The sequence below is a fragment of the Massilia arenae genome (assembly GCF_008014745.1).
GTDB lineage: Bacteria > Pseudomonadota > Gammaproteobacteria > Burkholderiales > Burkholderiaceae_D > Telluria > Telluria arenae.
In genome coordinates, this window is the sequence record NZ_VPFD01000021.1 from 72,480 (window position 1) to 92,203 (window position 19,724).

Genomic DNA, 19,724 nt, shown 5'->3' on the forward strand with positions numbered 1-19,724 from the left:
ATACTGTTTTTGTAAAACCGCCAACAACCGACAGGAGATAGTGTCTTGGCCAGGAAGGACGCAAGCGGCGATAGTATGCACAGCGTGATGCGCCATGGGGAGCCAGCCGGGCGGCCGGTGCTGTCCGAGGCGCGCGCCGTCTTGACCCACGAGGTACTGGCCATCGACGAGCGCGGACGCCGCTCCGCCATTTCCATCCCGGCCGAACGGCCGCTGACGATCTACGTCGACCGGCGCGAGCTGGTTACCCTGATGACCCTGGGCGGTGCGCCCGAGGCGCTGGTGCTGGGCTACCTGCGCAACCAGCGCCTGGTGCGGGCGCTGGACGACATCGTGTCGATCCAGGTCGACTGGTCGGTGGACGCGGTGGCCGTGGTCACCCGCCACGGCATCCAGGACGTCGAGGCGCGCACCGCGAAGAAGGTGGTCACCACCGGCTGCGGCCAGGGCTCGGTGTTCGGCGGCCTGATGGACGAGGTGGACCAGATCGCGCTGCCGGCGGATGCGCGCCTGGCGCAGGCCGGCGTCTACCGCATCGTCGACACCATCCGCACCCAGCAGTCGGTGTACAAGCAGGCCGGCTCGGTGCACGGCTGCGCGCTGTTCACGGGCAACGGAGACTTGCTGTACTTCGTCGAGGACGTCGGCCGCCACAACGCGGTCGACGCCATCGCCGGCCTGATGTGGCTCGACGGCGTCGATGGCGCCGACAAGGTGTTCTATACCACCGGCCGGCTCACGTCCGAGATGGTGATCAAGGGCGCCCAGATGGGCATTCCCTTCCTGCTGTCGCGCTCGGGCACGACGCAGATGGGCCAGATGGTGGCCGAACGGGTCGGCATGTCGCTGCTGGCGCGTTGCAGCGGACGCCATTTCCTGCTGCTGGCCGGGCATGAGCGCCTGGTGTTCGAACCGCAGCTGCTGGACACGCCCTACGTTCGGCCCGACCTGCGCGCCGACACCGAACCCCGCGATTAATGGCCCTGCTGGACGCCACCACGCACGCCTTCGCGCTGCTGTTCAGCGGCGACCCGGCCCTGTGGCACATCGTCTGGGTCTCGATCAAGACCAGCCTGCTGGGCCTGATGCTGGCCACGCCGCCGGCGGTGCTGCTCGGCTACCTGATCGCCATGCACCGCTTTCCGGGGCGCCGCATCGCGGTCTGGCTGGCCCAGGCCGCGCTGTCGCTGCCCACCGTCCTGATCGGCCTGCTGCTCTACCTGATGCTGTCGCGGCGCGGGCCGCTGGGCGGACTCGAATGGCTGTTCTCGCAGCCGGGCATCGTACTGGGCCAGTTCATCATCGGCCTGCCGGTGCTGCTGGCCTTCACGCTGGCGGCGGTGCAGGCGCTCGACCCGCGCTACGCCGAGACCGCGATCGCCCACGGCGCGTCGCGCATGCGCGTGATGTTCACCGTGCTGCACGAGGCGCGCTATGGCGTGATGGCGGCCGTGATCAGCGGCTTCGGTCGCGTGATCTCGGAAGTCGGCTGCGCGCTGATGGTGGGCGGGAATATCGAGGGCGAGACCCGCACCATCACCACCGCGATCGCGCTCGAGACCAGCAAGGGCGAGTTCGCCCAGGGCATCGCGCTGGGCATCGTGCTGGTCACGCTGGCGCTGTTGATGAACGGCGTGCTGGTGCTGCTGCAGGGCGAGGCACACAACCCCGGGGCGCGGCTATGAACGCACTGCTCACGGTGCACGGCTTGCGCAAGGCCTACGGCGAACGCCTGCTGTTCGACGTCGCCCGGCTCGACATTGAAAGGGGCAGTGCCTGCGTGCTGACCGGCGCCAACGGCACCGGGAAAAGCACGCTGCTGCGCATGCTCGGCGGCCTGGAACGGTGCGACGCCTGCACGGTCGAATTCGAAGGCAGCCGCCTGCCACTGTACCCGTATCCGCAGGCGCTGCGGCGCGCCATCGTCTACGTGCACCAGCATCCGATCATGTTCTCGACCAGCGTCGGCCACAACATCGCCTACGGCCTGCTGGTGCGCGGCGTGGACCGGGGCCGGGTGCGCGGCCTGGTCGACGAGGCGATGGCCTGGGCCGGCGTTCTGCACCTGCGCGACAACGATCCGGCGCGCCTGTCGGGCGGCGAGAAGCAGCGCGTGGCGCTGGCGCGCGCGCGCGTGCTGCAACCGCGCCTGCTGCTGCTGGACGAACCCACGGCCAACCTCGACGGCGCAGCGCGCGAGCAGGTGATCGGGCTGATCCCGACCCTGGTCGGGCAGGGCAGCAGCGTGGTGATGGCCTGCCATGACCGCGACCTGATCAACCTGCCCGGCGTGCGGCGGCTCAAGCTGCGCGAAGGACAACTTGAAGTACGATAACCCTAGGAGATCAATATGCAACGCCGTTCACTGCTAGCCATCCTGTTGTGCGCCACATTCGCCTCGCCATTGGCACTGGCGCAGGAAGTGATCAAGCTGTCGACCACCACCAGCACCGAGAACTCGGGCCTGCTCAAGCACCTGCTGCCGGTGTTCGAAGCCAAGACCAATACCAAGGTCCACGTGATCTCGGTCGGCACCGGCAAGGCGCTCGAACTGGCGAAAAACGGCGACGTCGACGTGACCCTGGTCCATGCACGCGAGATGGAAGACAAATTTGTCGAAGAAGGCTGGGGCGTGGACCGGCGCGATGTGATGTACAACGACTTCATCGTGGTCGGCCCGGAATCCGATCCGGCCCGCATCAAGGGCTCGAAGGACGTGGTCGACGCCTTCAAGCGCATCGCGGCGACCAACGTCAAGTTCATCTCGCGCGGCGACAACTCGGGCACCGACGTGATGGAAAAGGGCTACTGGCAGCGCGCCGCCGCCCTACCGCAGGGCGCCAACTACGTGTCGGCCGGCCTGGGCATGGGAGAAGTGCTGAACATGGCCGCCGAAATGCGCGCCTATACGCTGACGGACCGCGCCACCTATGGCGCTTATAAAGCGAAGACGGGACTGGCGATCGTGGTCGAAGGCGACAGGCGCATGTACAACCCCTACGGCATCATCGCCGTCAATCCCGCCAAGCACGCGGGTGTGAACTACAAGGGCGCGAAACAGCTGATCGAGTGGATCACCTCGCCCGAAGGACAGGCGCGCATCGCCTCGTTCAAGCCGGCCGGCGAACAGCTGTTCTTCGCGCCGCTGCGCTGATCCCGCTCAGCGCGACGGATCGTTCATGCCGGTCAGGCTGACCACCTGGCCATCCTCGACCACGACGCCATTTTCGAGCACGATCGTCGAGGCGCCGTTGACGTCCGGTAGTTCGATCTCGATGGCGTCGCCGCGCTGCACGAAGCTGCCGCGCGCGGCGCAGGTGCCGAACATCGGCGTCGGCTTGACGCCGGACGCATCGGCGAGCAAAAAGAAGAACATGGTGTCGCAGCTGGCGCCGCGGCCGCCGCTGCTGGCCATCAGGATCGCCTCCTTGCCGCCCGACAGCGTAAAGCTGCGCAGCGGGAACTGCCAGCCGGCGTCCTCGCCGCTGAACAAGACCCTGCCGCCCAGGGTGACGGCGCGGCTGCCGTCGGCATTCGTGCGGCGGTCGAGGAGGCCAGCGACGGTCGACAGCGAGGCCGGCAGGTTGTCGGCATTGCTGTCGATGATGCCGCGCGCGGTGACGGCGGCGTCGTTCGCGGGCGCCGGCGCTTCGCTGCGCTGCACGGTGACGGTGCGGTCGGCATCCAGATCCATATCAACGACGTCGGGCGCGAACATGGCCGCCAGGATGGCCAGGACGATGGCGGCGATCGTGATGCCGATCCCCCACTGCGACCACTTTCTCTGGACCCGGTTGAAATGCTCCAGGCTGTCCCACTGCTTGTTCTTCCAGGCCATCTCGCGTCCCTTGAAGCCGAGCCAGAACGCGACGATCCAGCCGACGTAGGGAACCATGGCCAGCAGCCCGATCCAGCTGCGGTTGCCGATCGCCCAGATCCAGTTGAGCAGGAAGGCGCCCCAGCTCCAGCCCTTGACGCCATCGGGAATGCCATCGGGGGTGCCGGCATCCGTTTGCGGCGCTGGCGCAGACGGCTTATCCAGGTTGACCGGGCCGGCGCCGGCGGCCTTGCCGCAGACGGAACAATAAGCGGCGTCGGGCGCCATCTGCGCGCCGCAATGGGAACAGAACATCGGTAGTCTTTCCTGCTGGTTGACAAAATAAAGCGGCGCCGCGAACTTCGCGGCGCCGCTGGACGATTATAACGATCGACGCGGGTGGGAAACTAACTCTTTCCCACCGTGGCTGGGATCAGACGGACGGCGGATCGGTTTCGCGCGCGAACACGCGATGGCCGGCCAGCGCGGTCTTGAAGGCGTCGAGCGCCAGGTCCGCGTTGGCCGAGTCGCCCAGGACCAGGCCCGGATCGGCCGAGCCGTCCGGCAGCTTCTGCGGGATCATGGCTTTGGCCAGCAGATCGGAACCGGTGCCGTAGGCCAGGATCGGCTTGCCGTGGCGGTACTGCTCGCGCAGGAATTCCAGCACCTGGGCATTCTTCGCCAGCGCCTCGGCCGCCGGCGCGCCGTCCGGCACGATCACGGCGTCGTACATCACCGACGGCCCGGCCTCGACCGAGATCTCGACGTCGATCGGATCGCCGTCGGCCGCCTTCACCTTGCCCAGCATATTGCCGACCATGCGCGGCACCGCGCCGTCCTTGAGCAGGCTGGCGTACTGCTTCTTGACCGCCTTGTCGTCCACGCCGCTGGCGATCAGGACCGCGACACGGCGGCCCTTGATGCCGGTCTGGCCCGGACGGCTCAGCAGCGACAGCGACGGCGACGGCGGATAGGTCGGGATCGGTGCATCGGTCGCCAGCGGCAGCGGTTGCGGCACTTCCAGGCCCAGGCCCTCGGCCACGCGCGCCACCAGGGTGTCGTCGACGTTGGCCAGCAGGGCCAGCGTGCGGATGCGCACCGCCGGCGTCTGCACCCGGGTCAGCTCGAAGCGGAAGGCGTTGACGATGTGGTTCTGCTCGGCCGGGGTCTGGCTTTGCCAGAACAGGCGCGCCTGCGAGTAGTGGTCGGCGAACAGCTCGGGCTTGCCGCGCACCTTGTCCTCGCTGATGGGCTCGGGGAAGCTGGTGAAGCCCATCTTGCCGGCCTGGAAAGGACAGCCGCCGCCCAGCGAATTGGGCTCGTAGTTCACGCGGCCGCGGTTGATCGCCTGGCGGTGGAAACCGTCGCGCTGGTTGTTCTGGATCTGGACGATCGGCGAGTTGATCGGGATCTCGTGGAAGTTCGGGCCGCCCAGGCGGGTGAGCTGGGTGTCCTGGTAGGAGAAGTTACGGCCTTGCAGCAGCGGATCGTTACTGAAGTCGATGCCCGGCACCACGTGCGAGGTGCAGAACGCGACCTGCTCGGTCTCGGCGAAGAAGTTGTCGGGGTTGCGGTCCAGGACCATCTTGCCCACCGGCGTGAGCGGCACCAGTTCTTCCGGCACGATCTTGGTCGGGTCCAGTACGTCGAAGGGGAAGCCGGCGGCCTGCTCTTCGGTGAAGACCTGCAGGCCCAGTTCCCATTCAGGGAAGTTGCCGGCTTCGATGGCCTCCCACAGGTCGCGCCGGTGGAAGTCGGGATCGGCGCCCGAGATGCGCACCGCCTCGTCCCAGACCAGCGAATGGGTGCCCTGCATCGGGGTCCAATGGAATTTGACGAAGCGCGCTTCGCCCTGGGCGTTGATCAGGCGGAAGGTGTGCACGCCGAAGCCTTGCATGGTGCGGTAGCTGCGCGGGATGGCGCGGTCCGACATCGTCCACATCAGCATGTGCGCGATCTCGGGCGACAGCGAGGCGAAGTCCCAGAAGGTGTCGTGGGCGGTGGCCGCCTGCGGCATCGCGTGATGTGGTTCGGGCTTGGCCGCGTGGACCAGGTCGGGGAACTTCATCGCGTCCTGGATGAAGAACACGGGCATGTTGTTGCCCACCAGGTCCCAGTTCCCTTCTTCGGTATAGAACTTGACCGCGAAGCCGCGCACGTCGCGCGCGGTGTCGGTCGAGCCGCGTTCGCCGGCCACGGTCGAGAAGCGCAGGAACACCGGGGTGCGCTTGCCTTTCTTCGAGAACGGCACCGCGCGGGTCAGGCCGCTGAAGTCGTCATAGGCCTCGAAGTAGCCATGGGCGGCCGAGCCGCGCGCATGCACCACGCGCTCGGGGATGCGCTCGTGGTCGAAGTGGCTGATCTTCTCGCGCAGGATGAAATCTTCGAGCAGGGTCGGGCCGCGCAGGCCGGCCTTGAGCGAATGCTGGTTATCGGCCACCGGCACGCCCTGGTTGGTGGTCAGGTGACGCTTGGCCGGATCGACGCGCACGCGGTCGAGCGGGTCCGTGGTCGGATTCTCGCCTTCCGGCGGATTGCCCGAGCCGACCTTGTCGTTGGCGATGATCTCGCTGGCGGTGCTGCCGGTGGCGGCGTGGGTGGATGGCTTGAAGGTCTCGCCCTCGGTCGGCGTGCGCGCGGCGTCGCCGTATTCGCTGGCCTTGGTGGCGTTGTAGGGGCGGTCGGCCGCCAGCTCTTGCTCGGAAGGGATCTTGTCGAGCAGTCGGTCGGCGACCGGGTTGCTGACACCCAGGCTCTGCGGTGGATTGGCGTCCGAGGGACCGGCAACAGTGCTCAGGATCGAGCCGGCGCCATCGACCGGGCTGGAGTGGTTGGAAGTCGTCATGCTTTTCCTCTCAACTTGTAGGGTTAATTAATAACCTTAACAACATAGCCCAGCAGGAAAGGCGAGCACTGTGGGATGACACACACAGTGCAGTATTGGCATCAAATTATTTCTATCAAAATCATAGGTCAGGGCTATGGCTCATCTATTCGGCGACCTGGCGTACCTCGATCGCGCAAGGCATTCCCCGAGATGCAGCAGCGTATGGTAGTGGCGTTGTGGTTCGCTCTATGCCGCTGCTTGCTTCAGGCGGCGACCTCCCTGAACTGCACATCGATCGCTTCGCCCATCTCGCGCCACTCACGGAAGCGCTGACGTTGGGTGCGTTGCTGTTCCACATTTTCCCGGACGTTTTCCACGTCGGCCTTCAATTCCAGGAAGCCGGCGAAGAATTGTTCGATGAAACGGGGGCCATCGAGTAGTTGAACCAGCTCCTCGCGTTGCTTTTCGAAATTCTCGACCATCTTGGCCATGGCCTTCTGGAATTCCTCGCGACGCTTTGCCTGTTCCCAGCTATCCCACGCTTCCAGCGCCAGGCCGACGACCGCCAGCGCGCCGTTCACGCCCTTGGCGAGATTGGTCGCGCCCCAAGGCTTAAAGTTCAGCATCTTTCCAAGGTCGATGCCCATGTACCTGGCTGCGGTGACGATGCCGTCACGGGTCGCCAGTACGGTGGTGTTGTTGATCACCTTGCTCTTGACCAGATAGTCCAGGCCTTGCTTGCCGAACTGCGTCACGGTGGAATTGAAATGATTGACTTCGGCGTCGAAGCCGATTTTCATATTGCTGATCTCTTGCGTGACGGATTTGAGCTGGCGCTCGAATTCGTTCTGCAGGCGTGTCGACACCATGATGCCATTGCTGCCGACTTCGCGTTCGAAGAAGTCGGAGAAGGTGTCCATATTGACGCCCTTGGCCTGGAGGATCAGGTCAGCGAAGTAATCGATCACGAAGTCGCGCAGGCTCCTGCGCGCATCCGCGATCTGCGAATTGGCGCCGAGCAGTTGCTTTTGCAGCCGTACGCTCATGTTTTCCAGCTTGTCGACTTCGTTCGCGATGCGCTTGTCGTTTTCGATCGCAACCGGCAGCTGCTTGGAGAGTACGTCACGGATGACGCTCTTCTTGGTTTCGTCGACGATGGCCGGCGCACCGCCATTGGCCGCGATCTTTGCCGAAGTCGCGGCTTGCAGCAAGCCGATATGCGACAGCGCCTTGAATTGCTCGAGGTTCGAGAGCCAGTGCTCGGTTCCCAGGTCGAAAGGATTGGCGGCCACGCCGACGATCGACAACTGCGCCGCTTCATCTTGCCGCAGGTCGATCAGTTCGGCCAGGCGGCTGCGCACATTATCCTGCTTTACCGCCAGGTTCTGCATGTACTGGTGTTCGTCCTCGACGTCCGCCACTTCATCGAAACGGCTCAGCACGAATACAGTGCGTGGCAGCAGGTTCAGCGTGCGGAACAACCACATCAGGTCATCCTGATGGCTTTGCTTGATCGGGTTGGTCGGGTCCATGACGTACAGGATCAGGTGCGCCTCACTGACGTACTTCTTGGTGATGTCCTTGTATTTCTCGAGGGCGTGGGTTTCCGCATTTACCTGTTCCTTGAATCCGAACAGGCCCGGTGTATCGATCAGCACGAAGTCCTGCTGAACTTCGTAGACGCGTACCTCGTTCGACGATTCCTGGTGGCTGATCTTCATGGTGGACTTGTCGAGTTTTTCCATCCACGCGGCGGCGATCGACGTCTTGCCATCGGAGAAACCCCCAACCAGCGCCACTTTGAGCTTTTCGCCTGCGACGGCCTTGGCCGCAGTGTCGAGCTTGTGCTGCACGCTGGGGTCGATCTGCACGCCGACTTGCGCGCCCATCTGCAGGAAGTCTCCCAGCTTCTTCAAAATCTCCAGCGATTTCGATTGTTGTGCCTTGAATGCACCCAATGTGTTTTCCATTACAGAGTCCCCGCGGTTTCGATTTTTTTAGAAAGGTTCTTGAGTTGACGTTCGGACTTGCCGAGCATCGTGACGATGCCGGCAATCTGGGCGGCCGGCTTGTCCAGCGCCGCTTTCAGGGCCTCGATTTTCGGTTCGAGCTGCGGCAGGGCAGCACCGAGGCTGTCGCGCAACGACTCGCGCATCTTGTCGGCGATGTCGTCGAGATTCGAATTGGCCGCCTTGCGCTGCTGCGATTTCTTGTAGTCCGAACTGAAGAAGCCCATGACTGACTTGACCAGGCCAGCCAGCACAGTGATCGCGCCAAGCGCCAACACCACCCACCCAGCCGGGTTCCAGATCATGAGGACACCACCGACCACTGCACCGAGCAGTCCGGGAATATTGATGCCATTGTCGATATCGATCTTCAGATCGAGCCTGCTGCCAAGGCCAGTGACGCGAATGTTTCCATAGGCGTCCATCAGGTCGGCGGCGAAGGCCTGGAAGCGCTTGACGATATCGTCGATTTGTTCCTGGAATTTCTCGACTTCCTTTTGCATGAGGCCCGGCAGCTCGGCGACCAGCTTGGCTTGTTCGCGCGCGATGAAGCGTTCGAGCGCATCCTTGAAGTCGTCGTTGCTGATGTCCTTGTCGATCTCGGCGTAGATATTCTTGCGCACGTTGTTGCTGAATCTCGAGATCGCACTCTCGCCCTGCGATTCGAGCCGCGTCTTGAGCGCGTCGAGTGCGGTATCGAGCTGCAACTGCGCCTGCTCGGCATCCTTTTTCAGTTCCTTCCCGAGCGGCTTGAACGATTCGCGCAAGGTCTTCGATACCTCGCCGATGGTGCCGCAGACGACCTGGTTCGCCTTGTTGTAGTTCGACCGCGTAATCTTGCGCTTGAAGTCCTTGACCAGGTCGGTCAGCAGCAGCTCGCGAAAAGCGCTCATGCCCGACCTGTCGAGCAGCTCCGGTTGACTGAGCTTCGCCTGGAACTTGGCCTTGTTGGCCGCGCTCTGCGAGTCGGGCATGAGGCATGACGCCGCAGCCAGGAATGCCGGATAGGCGCTCAGCGCAACCGCGCCGCGATATCGCTCGCCCAGCACTTCATTCATGCGTCGGTCGAGATCCTGCAAACTGGCCATTTCATCATCGCTGGCAAGGCGACCCGATGTCAGCTGGATCGGGTTCGTGACACGCTTGTTATAGACGGTCCATACCTCGGTTTGCGCTCCCAGGTGCTGCTTGATCTTTTCCAGCGTGCCGGGCTGGCGCTCATCGCCTTTTTGCGGCGCAGCGGCTTTGTTGGTGACGTAGAAGACGGCGTGCGCCTTTTGCACGCCGGCCAGGATGGCGTCCATCACCCGGGTTTCCTTGCCTTCGATGCCGGGCACGTCGAGCAGGGCGAATTGCTGTTCGCCGTTCGAGAAATGGTAGGAGGTGGTGTCGAGTGTGAAATCCGAGGTGCCATTACCGATGATGGCGCCGTCGGCGCGGCTTGCAAGAAGCGCCAGCGACGCTTCGGCTTCTTTCAGCGATTGTTCGCGGCCCTCATAGGCCTGCTGTGCTGCGCGTTGCTGCTGTCCCAGGACGGCGGCTTCCTGTTGCTTGCCGGTTTCGGCATCCTGCAGTTCCCTGTCCAGGATCGCGGCTTCTTTTTGCTCCGGCCGTTTGATGAAGAGATCGAGCATCTTTTGCCATACCGACGCCGTTTCTTTATGCTCGGCGATTTGCTGCCGTAAGGCCTCGACACGCTCGCGTTGGACGCGGGTCTGGCGCAAGAACTTGTCGTCCAAGGCGTCCAGGCTAGCCTGGCATGCCGTACAGGCTTGCGAGGCCTGTTCGACGGCATGGCGCATTTGCGCCAGATGTTCTGCACTGATGCCGTATTTTTTCTCTAAATCCTTGAACTCTTGCTGCTGCGCCAGTTTTACGGGTTCGCTCAGCAGCATCCGCATGGTTTCGATAATCGTGGATTTGCCAGCATTCGTTTCGCCGTAGAAGGCGATCGTGAATGTATCCCATTCGGCGTTCTTGCTCAGCGACTCGATATTGCTGCGTAATTCCTTGCTGAGTTCGCTAAAAATCTGGACCGCTCTATCTTTGGCTTGCGAAGTGTCCTTATCTGCGGATAAGTCTTTCAAGCTTTGTAAAACAGTATTAACCTCTGATAAGACACTAATGTAAATATCTTTAGGCAACTGCAAATCCATCGTGCATATCCATTCAAACGGCCTGATTGAATGGATATTTTATTTCCAAATCAGAAAAAATGCTAATTGGAAATTTAATTTTCAGATTGGAAAGTGCTGGAGATTGAAGAGCAAGCCGCTACATCAAAATGACGTCGTACTGTTCCTGGTGATAGCCTTTCTCGACCTGCAGCGAAATGCGCTTGCCGATAAAGTCGCCCAGCATGGCGAGATGCTGCGATTCTTCTTCGAGGAACAGGTCGATCACCTCTTGCCCCGCGACGATGCGGAATTCGCGCGGGTTGAACTGCTTGGCTTCGCGCAGCAGTTCGCGCAGGATCTCGTAGCAGATCGTGCGGCTGGTTTTCACCTGGCCCTTGCCGGAGCAGGCCGGGCAGGGTTCGCACAGGATGTGGGCCAGCGATTCGCGGGTGCGCTTCCTCGTCATCTCGACCAGGCCCAGGGCCGAGAAGCTGCTCACCGAGACCTTGGTCCGGTCGCGCGCCAGGGTCTTCTTGAGCTCGGCCAGCACCGCATTGCGGTGCTCGTTGTTCTCCATGTCGATGAAGTCGAGGATGATGATGCCGCCCAGGTTGCGCAGACGCAGCTGGCGCGCGATGGCATGCGCCGCCTCCAGGTTGGTTTTAAAAATCGTGTCGGCGAAATTGCGTCCGCCGACGTAGCCGCCGGTATTGACGTCGATGGTCGTCATCGCCTCGGTCTGGTCGACGATCAGGTAGCCGCCGGACTTGAGGTCCACGCGCCGGCCCAGAGCGCGCAGGATTTCCTCTTCCACGCCGTACAGGTCGAACAGCGGCCGCTCGCCGGTGTAGTGCGCCATGCGCGACAGCACGCTCGGGGTGTAGATCTGGGCGAATTCGGCCAGTTTCAGGAAGTTCTCGCGCGAGTCGACCTGGATGCTGGCCGTCTCGTCGTGCACGAAGTCGCGCAGCACGCGCTGGGCCAGGCTCAGGTCCTGGTACAGCAGGGTGGTAGGCGGCAGGGTGCGGGCGCCCTGCACGATGGCGCCCCAGGTCTTGCGCAGGTAGTCGACGTCGGCGGCGATGTCGTCGCTCGAAGCTTCCTCGGCCATCGTGCGCACGATGTAGCCGCCTTTTTCCTCGGCCGGCAGCAGGCTTTGCAGGTGGGTGCGCAGGCGTTCGCGTTCGGCTTCCTTCTCGATCTTTTGCGAGATGCCGATGTGGTGGTCTTGCGGAAGATACACCAGCATGCGGCCGGCGATCGAGATCTGGGTGGAGAGGCGCGCGCCCTTGGTGCCGATCGGGTCCTTGATGACCTGCACGGTCAGCACCTGGCCGTCGAACAGCAGTTTTTCGATCGGGGTGGGTGGGGCGTTGCCGCCGTCGTGGCTGCGCGCTTCCCAGATGTCGGCCACGTGCAGGAAGGCGGCGCGTTCCAGGCCGATGTCGATGAAGGCCGACTGCATCCCCGGCAGCACGCGCACCACCTTGCCCAGATAGACGTTCCCCGCCAACCCGCGCGTGAGCGTGCGCTCGATGTGCAGCTCCTGTACCGCGCCCTGCAGGACCAGCGCCACGCGCGTTTCCTGCGGTGTGATGTTGATGAGGATGTCTTCGTTCATGGACCCTGCCGTGCGTATTGTTCAGGGTGACATGATACACGCCCGCTCAGGGTAGGGTGGGCGGCTTCGCCGCCCACGCGTCCAACGCTAAATGGCCAGCCCCGCCTTGCGCAGCAGGTTAGCCGTCTCGAACAGCGGCAGGCCCATGATGCCCGAATGGCTGCCCTCGATGTGCTCGATGAACAGCGCCGCCGGCCCCTGGATGCCGTAGCCGCCGGCCTTGTCATACGGCTCCAGCGTGGCGCAATAAGCCCTGATCTGGGCTGCGGTGAGCGTGGCGAAGCGCACGTTCGACACTTGCGTGACCTGCTCGGCCACGTGCTGGGAATGCACCGCCACCGAGGTCAGCACCTGGTGGGTGCGGCCCGACAGGCGCTCCAGCATGGCGACCGCCTCTCGGTTATCCGCCGGCTTGCCGAGGATCTCGCCGTCGATGGTGACGGTGGTGTCGGCTGTGAGCACCGGGCGCAGCGGCTGGCGTCGCTGCAGCAGCAGGTTGAAGGCGAAGGCGCCCTTGGCGCGGGCCACGCGCGCCACGTAAGCGTGGACGTCTTCGCCCGGCAGCACATCCTCGCTGACGTCGACCACGCGGCCCGGGTCGCTGCGCAGCAGCATCAGTTCGAAGTCGACCCCGATCTGGCGCAGCAGTTCGCGCCGGCGCGGGCTTTTGGAAGCGAGGTAGATTTTATTGTGCTGGTTTTTCATCGCTGTTCTTGATCGCTGCCAGGCCGGTTCAGACCCGGTGGTAAGGATGGTTCTGGGTGATCGACCAGGCGCGATAGAGCTGTTCCGCCAGCATGACCCGGACGATTCCGTGCGGCAGGGTCATGCTGGAGATGCGGATCAGTCCTTCGGCACGCGCCTTCAGTTCGGGATCGAGGCCATCGGCCCCGCCGATCAGGAAGGCGGTGTCGCGGCCGTCGCGCTGCCAGGTTTCCAGTTGCTGCGACAGGCCGACGCTGGTCAGGTCCTTGCCGCGTTCGTCCAGGGCGATGATGCGCACGCCCTTCGGCAGGGCGGCCTCGATGCGCTCGCGCTCGAGCGCCATCGCGGTGGCGGCGGTCTTGCTGCCGGAGCGCTCGACCGGCTTGATCTCCTTGAGCACGATGCGCAGCTCGGGCGGCATGCGCTTCGTGTACTCGGTGAAGCCGGACTCGATCCAGGCCGGCATCTTGTGGCCGACCGCGGCAATGATCAACTGCATGAGGACCCTTACTCAGCGTCCTTCTTGATGCGGCGGATCACCTTCTTGACCGGCGCATCGGCGACCGGGGCGGCCTTCGGTGCGGCAGCCTTGGTCACGCGCTTCGGCGGCTTGGCCTTGGTCGCTTCGACGGCGGCGACTTCGGTCTTGCTCGGTGCCACTTTCACGGTCTTACCGGTCGGGACTGCCTTGGCGGCGGCTTTCTTGGCAGGCGCTTTCTTGGCAGCAGGCTTGGCGGCGGTCTCGGCGGCGGCCTTGGTCGCGCGCTTGGCGGCCGGCTTGCGTTCGTTGACCGGCTTGGCTTCTTCCTGGGCCTGGTTGGCGGCCAGGTGCTTCGACTTCGGCTTGGCGGCGTCGGCGTCGATGCCCTCGACGGTCGACTTGCGCTTGGCGGCGCCCAGCTTGACCGGCTTCTCGCCCCAGATTTCTTCGAGGCGATAGTATTGACGGATGGCCGGCTGCATGATGTGGACGATCATGTCGCCCAGGTCGACCAGCACCCATTCGCCGGTGTCTTCGCCTTCCAGGCCGATCACGTCGCCGCCCGCAGCCTTGACCTTGTCGCGCACCGAGGCGGCCAGCGCCTTGGTCTGGCGGTTCGACGTACCGGAGGCCACGGCGATGCGGTCGAACAGGCTGGTCAGGTGGGTCGTGTCGAACAGGACGATGTCCTGGGCCTTCACGTCTTCCAGGGCGTCGACGACGAGGGTTTGCAGTTTCTTGATATCCATTAGTTTTTGTACAGGTTATGTTGTTGAATATAGTCTAGCACTTGCGCCATCCCGAGCGCGCTTGCATCCGCGCCGGATTGCAAGGCCGCACGGAGCTGGCTGGACGATAGGTCCACATCCAGCGTCGGCGCGAGGCAGACTTTTCCGTGCGCCAGCAGGCGCACGGTGTCGGGCGTTGCAAGCCGCGTCGACAGTTCTTGGGCCACCACCGGTGGCAATGCTTCTTGCGCCAGGTCGTAGCCGGGACGCGTCGCCACGCCCAGGTTGGCAAGGGCGAACAGTTCGCGCCACTCGTTCCAGCTATCGAGCTTGCGCAACTGGTCGGCGCCCATCAGGAACACGATCGAGGTGCGCGCGCCCAGTTCCTTGCGCAGCGCGCGCAGGGTTTCGACCGTATACGTTGGCGTGTTACGTTCGATTTCCTGCAGGTCGATCGTGACCGGCAGGCTCGGGCTCTTCAAGGCCCCGAAAGCCAGTTCCAGCATCGCGACCCGGTCGCGGTCGCTGGCCTGGAGGCCATTCTTTTGCCACGGCTGGCCGGCCGGCAGGATGCGCAAGGCGTCCGGCCGCAACAGGCCGGCGAACAGGCGCGCCAGCGCGACGTGACCCTGGTGCACCGGATCGAAGCTGCCGCCGAGGACGGCGATGCAGTGGTTGCGGCCCGGCGCGCCGACAGCCGCGGTCACGGCGCCAGCCAGTCCCGGTGCACCAGGAAGTCGGAATACAGCCGTGCTTCAGGGCTGCCGGGTTCGGGATGCCAGTCGTAGCGCCATTTGACGATCGGCGGCATCGACATCAGGATCGCCTCGGTCCGTCCGCCCGACTGCAGGCCGAACAGGGTACCACGGTCCCACACCAGGTTGAACTCGACGTAGCGGCCGCGCCGGTAGGCCTGGAAGTCGCGCTCGCGTTCGCCATATGGCTGGTCCTTGCGGCGCTGCAGGATCGGCAGGTAGGCGTCCAGGAAGCGCTCGCCCACGGTCCTGACCATGGCATACGATTGCTCGAAGCCGAGCTCGTTGAAATCGTCGAAGAAGATGCCGCCGACGCCGCGCGGCTCCTTGCGGTGCTTCAGGTAGAAATAGTCGTCGCACCAGGTCTTGAAGCGCGGATGCAAGACTTCTCCGAACGGCGCCAGCGCGTCGTGGCAGGCCTGGTGGAAGTGGCGCGCGTCCTCGACTTCGCCGTAATACGGGGTCAGGTCCATGCCGCCGCCGAACCACCAGACTGGCTCCTTGCCGGGCGCCGTCGCCTCGAAGAAGCGCACGTTCATGTGAACCGTCGGGGCGTAGGGGTTGCGCGGATGCAGCACCAGCGACACGCCCATCGCTTCCCAGGCGCGGCCCGCCAGTTCCGGACGCACGGCGGTGGCCGACGCCGGCAGCGTGGCGCCGCGCACGTGCGAGAAGTTCACCCCGCCCCGTTCGAGGACATTGCCTTCCTCGACCAGGCGCGAGATGCCGCCGCCGCCCTCGGGCCGCTGCCATTCCTCGCGCAGGAACGGCTTGCCGTCGACCTGTTCGAGACCGTGGACGATGCGCGCCTGGAGCTCGAGCAGCCAGGCCTTGATGGCGGCGGGATTGGGGGAAGACATGAAGAATGACCGACTTGGAATGAAAAGTGGGCCGATTGTACACCGGCCCACCGAATGTCTACATCTGGCGTTGGTTGGGAGAGGCTTGGAGCCTGCTATTGCAGGGGTTTACTTTACTTGACCCCGCGCCAGCCGATGTCGCGCCGGTACTGCGCGCCATTGAAGTGGATCTTTTCGACGCTTTCATACGCCTGCTTCTGCGCCATCTTGACGCTGTCGCCCAGGCCCACCACGCACAGTACGCGCCCGCCGCTGGTCTGCAGCTTGCCATCGACCAGTTTGGTGCCGGCGTGGAAGGTGACGCATTCCGGCACTTCCGCAGGGATGCCGTCGATGACGTCGCCCTTGCGCGGGCTGTCCGGATAGCCGGCGGCCGCCATCACGACGCCCACGGCGGTGCGGCGGTCCCATTCCAGCTCGACCGTGTCGAGGGTGCCGTTGCAGGCGTGTTCCAGCACGGTGGCGAAGTCGCTCTTCAGGCGCGCCATGATTGGCTGGGTTTCCGGGTCGCCCATGCGGCAGTTGAACTCGAGCGTGCGCGGATTGCCGTCGGCGTCGATCATCAGGCCGGCGTACAGGAAGCCGGTGAACGGGATGCCGTCGCGCGCCATGCCCTGGATGGTCGGGTTGATGATCTCGCGCATCACGCGCGCATGCATCGACGGCGTCACGATCGGCGCCGGCGAATAGGCGCCCATGCCGCCCGTGTTCGGGCCCTGGTCGGCGTCCTTCAGGCGCTTGTGGTCCTGGCTGGTGGCCAGCGCCAGCACGTTCCTGCCGTCGCACATGACGATGAAGCTGGCTTCCTCGCCAGCGAGGAATTCCTCGATCACGATGCGGGCGCCGGCGTCGCCGAAGGCGTTATCGGACAGCATGTGGTCGACCGCAGCGTGGGCTTCGTCGAGCGACATCGCCACCACCACGCCCTTGCCGGCCGCCAGGCCGTCGGCCTTGATGACGATCGGGGCGCCGTTGGCGTCGATGTAGGCGTGGGCCGCGGCGGCGCTTGAAAAGGTCTCGTACTTCGCGGTCGGGATGCCGTGGCGGTGCATGAAGGCCTTGGCGAAATCCTTCGAGCTCTCGAGCTGGGCCGCCTCGCGGGTGGGGCCGAAGATCTTGAGGCCGCGCGAGCGGAACAGGTTGACGATGCCGGCCGCCAGCGGCGCTTCCGGGCCGACCAGGGTCAGGGCCACGCCTTCGGCCACCACGAAGTCGGCCAGCGCCTCAGGATCGGTCACGTCGACCGTCACCAGGCGCGCATCGAGCGCGGTGCCGCCGTTGCCGGGCGCGACGAAGACCGTCTGGATGCGTTCCGATTGGGCCAGTTTCCACGCCAGCGCGTGTTCGCGGCCGCCCGAGCCGACTACGAGGATTTTCATATTCGCTACCAATTATTCTTCGATCACGGCGTTGGTGAAGACTTCCTGGACGTCGTCCAGGTTTTCCAGCGCATCGAGGAGTTTCTGCATCTTGACCGCTTCCTCGCCCGTGAACACGGTCTCGGTGGCGGGCTTCATGATGACTTCGGCCACTTCGGCCTTGAAGCCGGCTGCTTCCAGTGCTTCCTTCACGGAGGAGAAGGCGTGCGGATCGCACAGCACTTCGAAGCCGCCTTCTTCGTCGGCCATGACGTCGTCGGCGCCGGCTTCGAGCGCGGCCTCCATCAGTTTGTCTTCGTCGACGCCCGGCGCGAACAGGAACTGGCCGGTGTGCGTGAACATGAAGGCGACCGAGCCTTCGGTGCCCATATTGCCGCCGAATTTGCTGAAGGCGTGGCGCACTTCGGCCACGGTGCGGACACGGTTGTCGGTCAGGCAGTCGACGATGATCGCCGCGCCGCCGATGCCATAGCCTTCGTAGCGCACTTCCTCGTAATTGACGCCTTCGAGCTCGCCCGAGCCTCGCTGGATCGCACGGGTGACGTTATCCTTCGGCATATTCGCGTCCGCGGCCTTCTCGACCGCCAGGCGCAGGCGCGGGTTGGACGGGATGTCGCTGCCGCCCATGCGCGCGGCCACGGTGATCTCCTTGATCAGGCGCGTCCAGATCTTGCCGCGCTTGGCGTCGGTAGCGGCTTTTTTATGCTTGATATTGGCCCATTTGCTGTGTCCAGCCATGTCGAGGATTCCTTAGACGGTATGCAAGAGTGGCCGATATTCTAGCATAGGCCCCTCTTGCAAATTCGTCGTCCGGCTCAGGTTTGACTGTCATGGAAACAACAGTCTGGTCCCCAGGGCGAGCAGCGCCAGCCCGCCCGCGCAGGCGATCCAGTGGCCGCTGGCGAGGCGGATCTCGGCCAGCACGAACAGGCCGACGACGGCGATCGCGGCCGGGTTGTCCGGGCCGGCGGCCAGCAGCAGGAGCATCAGCAGCCAGCAGCAGCCCAGGCACTGGCGGGCGTGGGCGGCGCCGCGCCAGAACGCGCCGGGCAGGCCGTCGCGCCAGCCGGCCAGGATGCCGGGCAGGGGCGCCCGGCAGTGCTCCAGGCAGGCATGCTTGGTGGGTGTCCACTGGTAGACGCCGGCCGCCACCATGGCCAGGCCGAGCAGCAGAGGGTGGCGCACGGCGCCGCCGTGGTCGGATTCGTGCAGCGTCCATTGGGCGATCGCGGCCAGCAGCGCGAAACCGGTCCAGGCGCCCAGGTAGCCGAGCACGAACAGCCAGGTGCGCAGGCGCGCCCGCTGGGCCGCGTGCTCCCCGGCGATGCGCGCGAACAGTACCGTGGCGCGGCTGGCCAGGGGCAGCATCATGGCCGTGCACAGGCCGGCCCAGGTGAGGAAGACCAGCGCCAGCTGGCCGGCCTGGTAGGCCAGGGTGGGCGCGGCGATGGCCGGTGCGGCCGCACCGGCGGTGCCCACGCCGCCGGGTGCCGCGTCCGTGGCAAGGGGCGCGCTGCCGAGCACCAGGCCGCCCAGCACGAGGCCGGCCCAGCACAGGCTGGCCAGCAGCGATACCGCAATCAGGGCCAGCAGCAAGAAGCGGTCGCGGCCGAGACGTGCTTCGACGTCACGCAGGTTCATTGCGGCGCTCCCGGTGGCCCCGTGCGCTCTGTCTTCCTGGTCATGAGAGATTCTCCTGTTGGTTTGAGATGCATGGTTTCGACCACGCGCGCATCGATCCCGTTCGGCGGGCGCGGCGGGATGCTCCTTGTCGCCGAGGCCGTCGTCGCCGGATGAACCCCGGCGAAGGCGCCAGCGGTGCAACTCTCCTGCCACACGCGCGATGCCGCAGCGCCGCGATCGACCCCGTCGCGACGCCGAACTTCGGCGCTGCCGCCACAGCCATGCACAGATATTGATCGCTTTCAGAACGTTATTGCGCAGTTGGTGGTTTATATGACCGCTTGGTCGAATGCGGTATTCTTATGAGCGTCCCGACCACACCAACGCCGCCCACGACATGACCATCACGACCGCCGCCCCACGCATTGCCCTGATCGCCCACGACAAGAAGAAGGACGACATGATCTTGCTCGCCGCCGAGTACCGCGATTTCCTGCAGGGCTGCGCCCTGTCGGCCACCGGCACCACCGGCGGGCGCCTGATCAACGAGCTGGGCCTGAACGTCGAGCGCAAGCATTCGGGGCCGGTCGGCGGCGACCTGCAGATCGGTTCCCTGCTGGTCGACGGCCTGATCGATTGCGTGATCTTCCTGCGCGACCCGATGACGCCGCAGCCGCACGAGCCCGACATCAACGCGCTGGTGCGCGCCTGCGACGTGCACAATATTCCGTGCGCGACCAACGTCTCGACCGCGCGCCTGGTGCTGTCGCAACTGATAAGCGTGCGCAGCGCCGCCTGACCC

18 protein-coding genes are annotated in these 19,724 nt (G+C 64.5%); 5 read left to right on the top strand and 13 right to left on the bottom strand.

Features of this window, described 5'->3' with window-relative positions; genetic code table 11:
• The first annotated feature begins 75 nt into the window (after positions 1-75).
• The 4 genes from FVD38_RS18450 to FVD38_RS18465 are packed head-to-tail and all read left to right on the top strand — an operon-like array spanning position 76 to position 3,154.
• Positions 76-978: a formate dehydrogenase accessory sulfurtransferase FdhD gene (locus FVD38_RS18450; protein ID WP_229493812.1), complete on the top strand. Its 903-nt coding sequence runs from the start codon at positions 76-78 to the stop codon at positions 976-978.
• Positions 978-1,685, top strand: a complete 708-nt coding sequence (locus FVD38_RS18455) for an ABC transporter permease (protein WP_147936172.1) — start codon at positions 978-980, stop codon at positions 1,683-1,685. Before FVD38_RS18450 ends, FVD38_RS18455 begins: the two co-directional genes overlap by 1 nt.
• On the top strand, positions 1,682-2,335 hold the full coding sequence (locus FVD38_RS18460; protein ID WP_147936173.1) for an energy-coupling factor ABC transporter ATP-binding protein: 654 nt from the start codon (positions 1,682-1,684) through the stop codon (positions 2,333-2,335). The genes FVD38_RS18455 and FVD38_RS18460 overlap by 4 nt, the downstream gene beginning before the upstream one ends.
• A gap of 15 nt (positions 2,336-2,350) precedes the next feature.
• Positions 2,351-3,154, top strand: coding sequence for an ABC transporter substrate-binding protein (locus FVD38_RS18465; RefSeq protein WP_147936174.1), 804 nt, complete (start codon positions 2,351-2,353; stop codon positions 3,152-3,154).
• A 6-nt stretch (positions 3,155-3,160) separates the two neighbouring features.
• Here FVD38_RS18465 and FVD38_RS18470 read toward each other — a convergent pair whose 3' ends face one another.
• The 13 genes from FVD38_RS18470 to FVD38_RS18535 form a co-directional block, all read right to left on the bottom strand.
• Positions 3,161-4,132 carry a zinc ribbon domain-containing protein gene (locus FVD38_RS18470; RefSeq protein ID WP_147936175.1) on the bottom strand — a complete coding sequence of 324 codons (972 nt, stop codon included), beginning with the start codon at positions 4,130-4,132 and terminating at the stop codon, positions 3,161-3,163.
• 118 nt (positions 4,133-4,250) lie between these two features.
• Positions 4,251-6,662 (bottom strand): catalase, encoded by a 2,412-nt coding sequence (locus FVD38_RS18475; protein WP_147936176.1) that lies wholly within the window; start codon positions 6,660-6,662, stop codon positions 4,251-4,253.
• 245 nt (positions 6,663-6,907) lie between these two features.
• On the bottom strand, positions 6,908-8,614 hold the full coding sequence (locus tag FVD38_RS18485) for a LeoA/HP0731 family dynamin-like GTPase (protein WP_147936177.1): 1,707 nt from the start codon (positions 8,612-8,614) through the stop codon (positions 6,908-6,910).
• Positions 8,614-10,809, bottom strand: a complete 2,196-nt coding sequence (locus FVD38_RS18490) for a P-loop NTPase family protein (protein WP_147936178.1) — start codon at positions 10,807-10,809, stop codon at positions 8,614-8,616. Before FVD38_RS18490 ends, FVD38_RS18485 begins: the two co-directional genes overlap by 1 nt.
• Positions 10,810-10,927: 118 nt before the next feature.
• On the bottom strand, positions 10,928-12,391 hold the full coding sequence (gene rng, locus FVD38_RS18495) for a ribonuclease G (RefSeq protein WP_147936179.1): 1,464 nt from the start codon (positions 12,389-12,391) through the stop codon (positions 10,928-10,930).
• Positions 12,392-12,478: 87 nt separating this feature from the next.
• Positions 12,479-13,096: a Maf family protein gene (locus tag FVD38_RS18500; RefSeq protein ID WP_147936180.1), complete on the bottom strand. Its 618-nt coding sequence runs from the start codon at positions 13,094-13,096 to the stop codon at positions 12,479-12,481.
• A 28-nt stretch (positions 13,097-13,124) separates the two neighbouring features.
• Positions 13,125-13,595 (bottom strand): 23S rRNA (pseudouridine(1915)-N(3))-methyltransferase RlmH, encoded by a 471-nt coding sequence (gene rlmH / locus FVD38_RS18505; RefSeq protein WP_071361491.1) that lies wholly within the window; start codon positions 13,593-13,595, stop codon positions 13,125-13,127.
• Positions 13,596-13,603: 8 nt separating this feature from the next.
• Positions 13,604-14,326 (bottom strand): ribosome silencing factor, encoded by a 723-nt coding sequence (gene rsfS / locus FVD38_RS18510; protein WP_147936181.1) that lies wholly within the window; start codon positions 14,324-14,326, stop codon positions 13,604-13,606.
• Positions 14,326-15,012, bottom strand: coding sequence for a nicotinate-nucleotide adenylyltransferase (locus FVD38_RS18515; RefSeq protein WP_147936182.1), 687 nt, complete (start codon positions 15,010-15,012; stop codon positions 14,326-14,328). The genes rsfS and FVD38_RS18515 overlap by 1 nt, the downstream gene beginning before the upstream one ends.
• Complete coding sequence (hemF, locus tag FVD38_RS18520; protein ID WP_147936183.1) at positions 15,009-15,920, bottom strand: oxygen-dependent coproporphyrinogen oxidase; 912 nt, start codon at positions 15,918-15,920, stop codon at positions 15,009-15,011. Before hemF ends, FVD38_RS18515 begins: the two co-directional genes overlap by 4 nt.
• 113 nt (positions 15,921-16,033) lie before the next feature.
• The gene (purD, locus tag FVD38_RS18525) at positions 16,034-17,299 is read right to left on the bottom strand and encodes a phosphoribosylamine--glycine ligase (protein ID WP_147936184.1); all 1,266 of its coding nucleotides are present in this window, start codon (positions 17,297-17,299) and stop codon (positions 16,034-16,036) included.
• Positions 17,300-17,311: 12 nt separating this feature from the next.
• Positions 17,312-18,037 carry a YebC/PmpR family DNA-binding transcriptional regulator gene (locus FVD38_RS18530; protein ID WP_123069365.1) on the bottom strand — a complete coding sequence of 242 codons (726 nt, stop codon included), beginning with the start codon at positions 18,035-18,037 and terminating at the stop codon, positions 17,312-17,314.
• Between the two features lie 90 nt (positions 18,038-18,127).
• Positions 18,128-18,940, bottom strand: a complete 813-nt coding sequence (locus FVD38_RS18535; protein WP_147936185.1) for a DUF2182 domain-containing protein — start codon at positions 18,938-18,940, stop codon at positions 18,128-18,130.
• A 379-nt stretch (positions 18,941-19,319) separates the two neighbouring features.
• Here FVD38_RS18535 and FVD38_RS18540 point away from each other — a divergent pair, with 379 nt between their 5' ends.
• Complete coding sequence (locus FVD38_RS18540) at positions 19,320-19,721, top strand: methylglyoxal synthase (protein WP_147936207.1); 402 nt, start codon at positions 19,320-19,322, stop codon at positions 19,719-19,721.
• Positions 19,722-19,724: the final 3 nt, after the last annotated feature.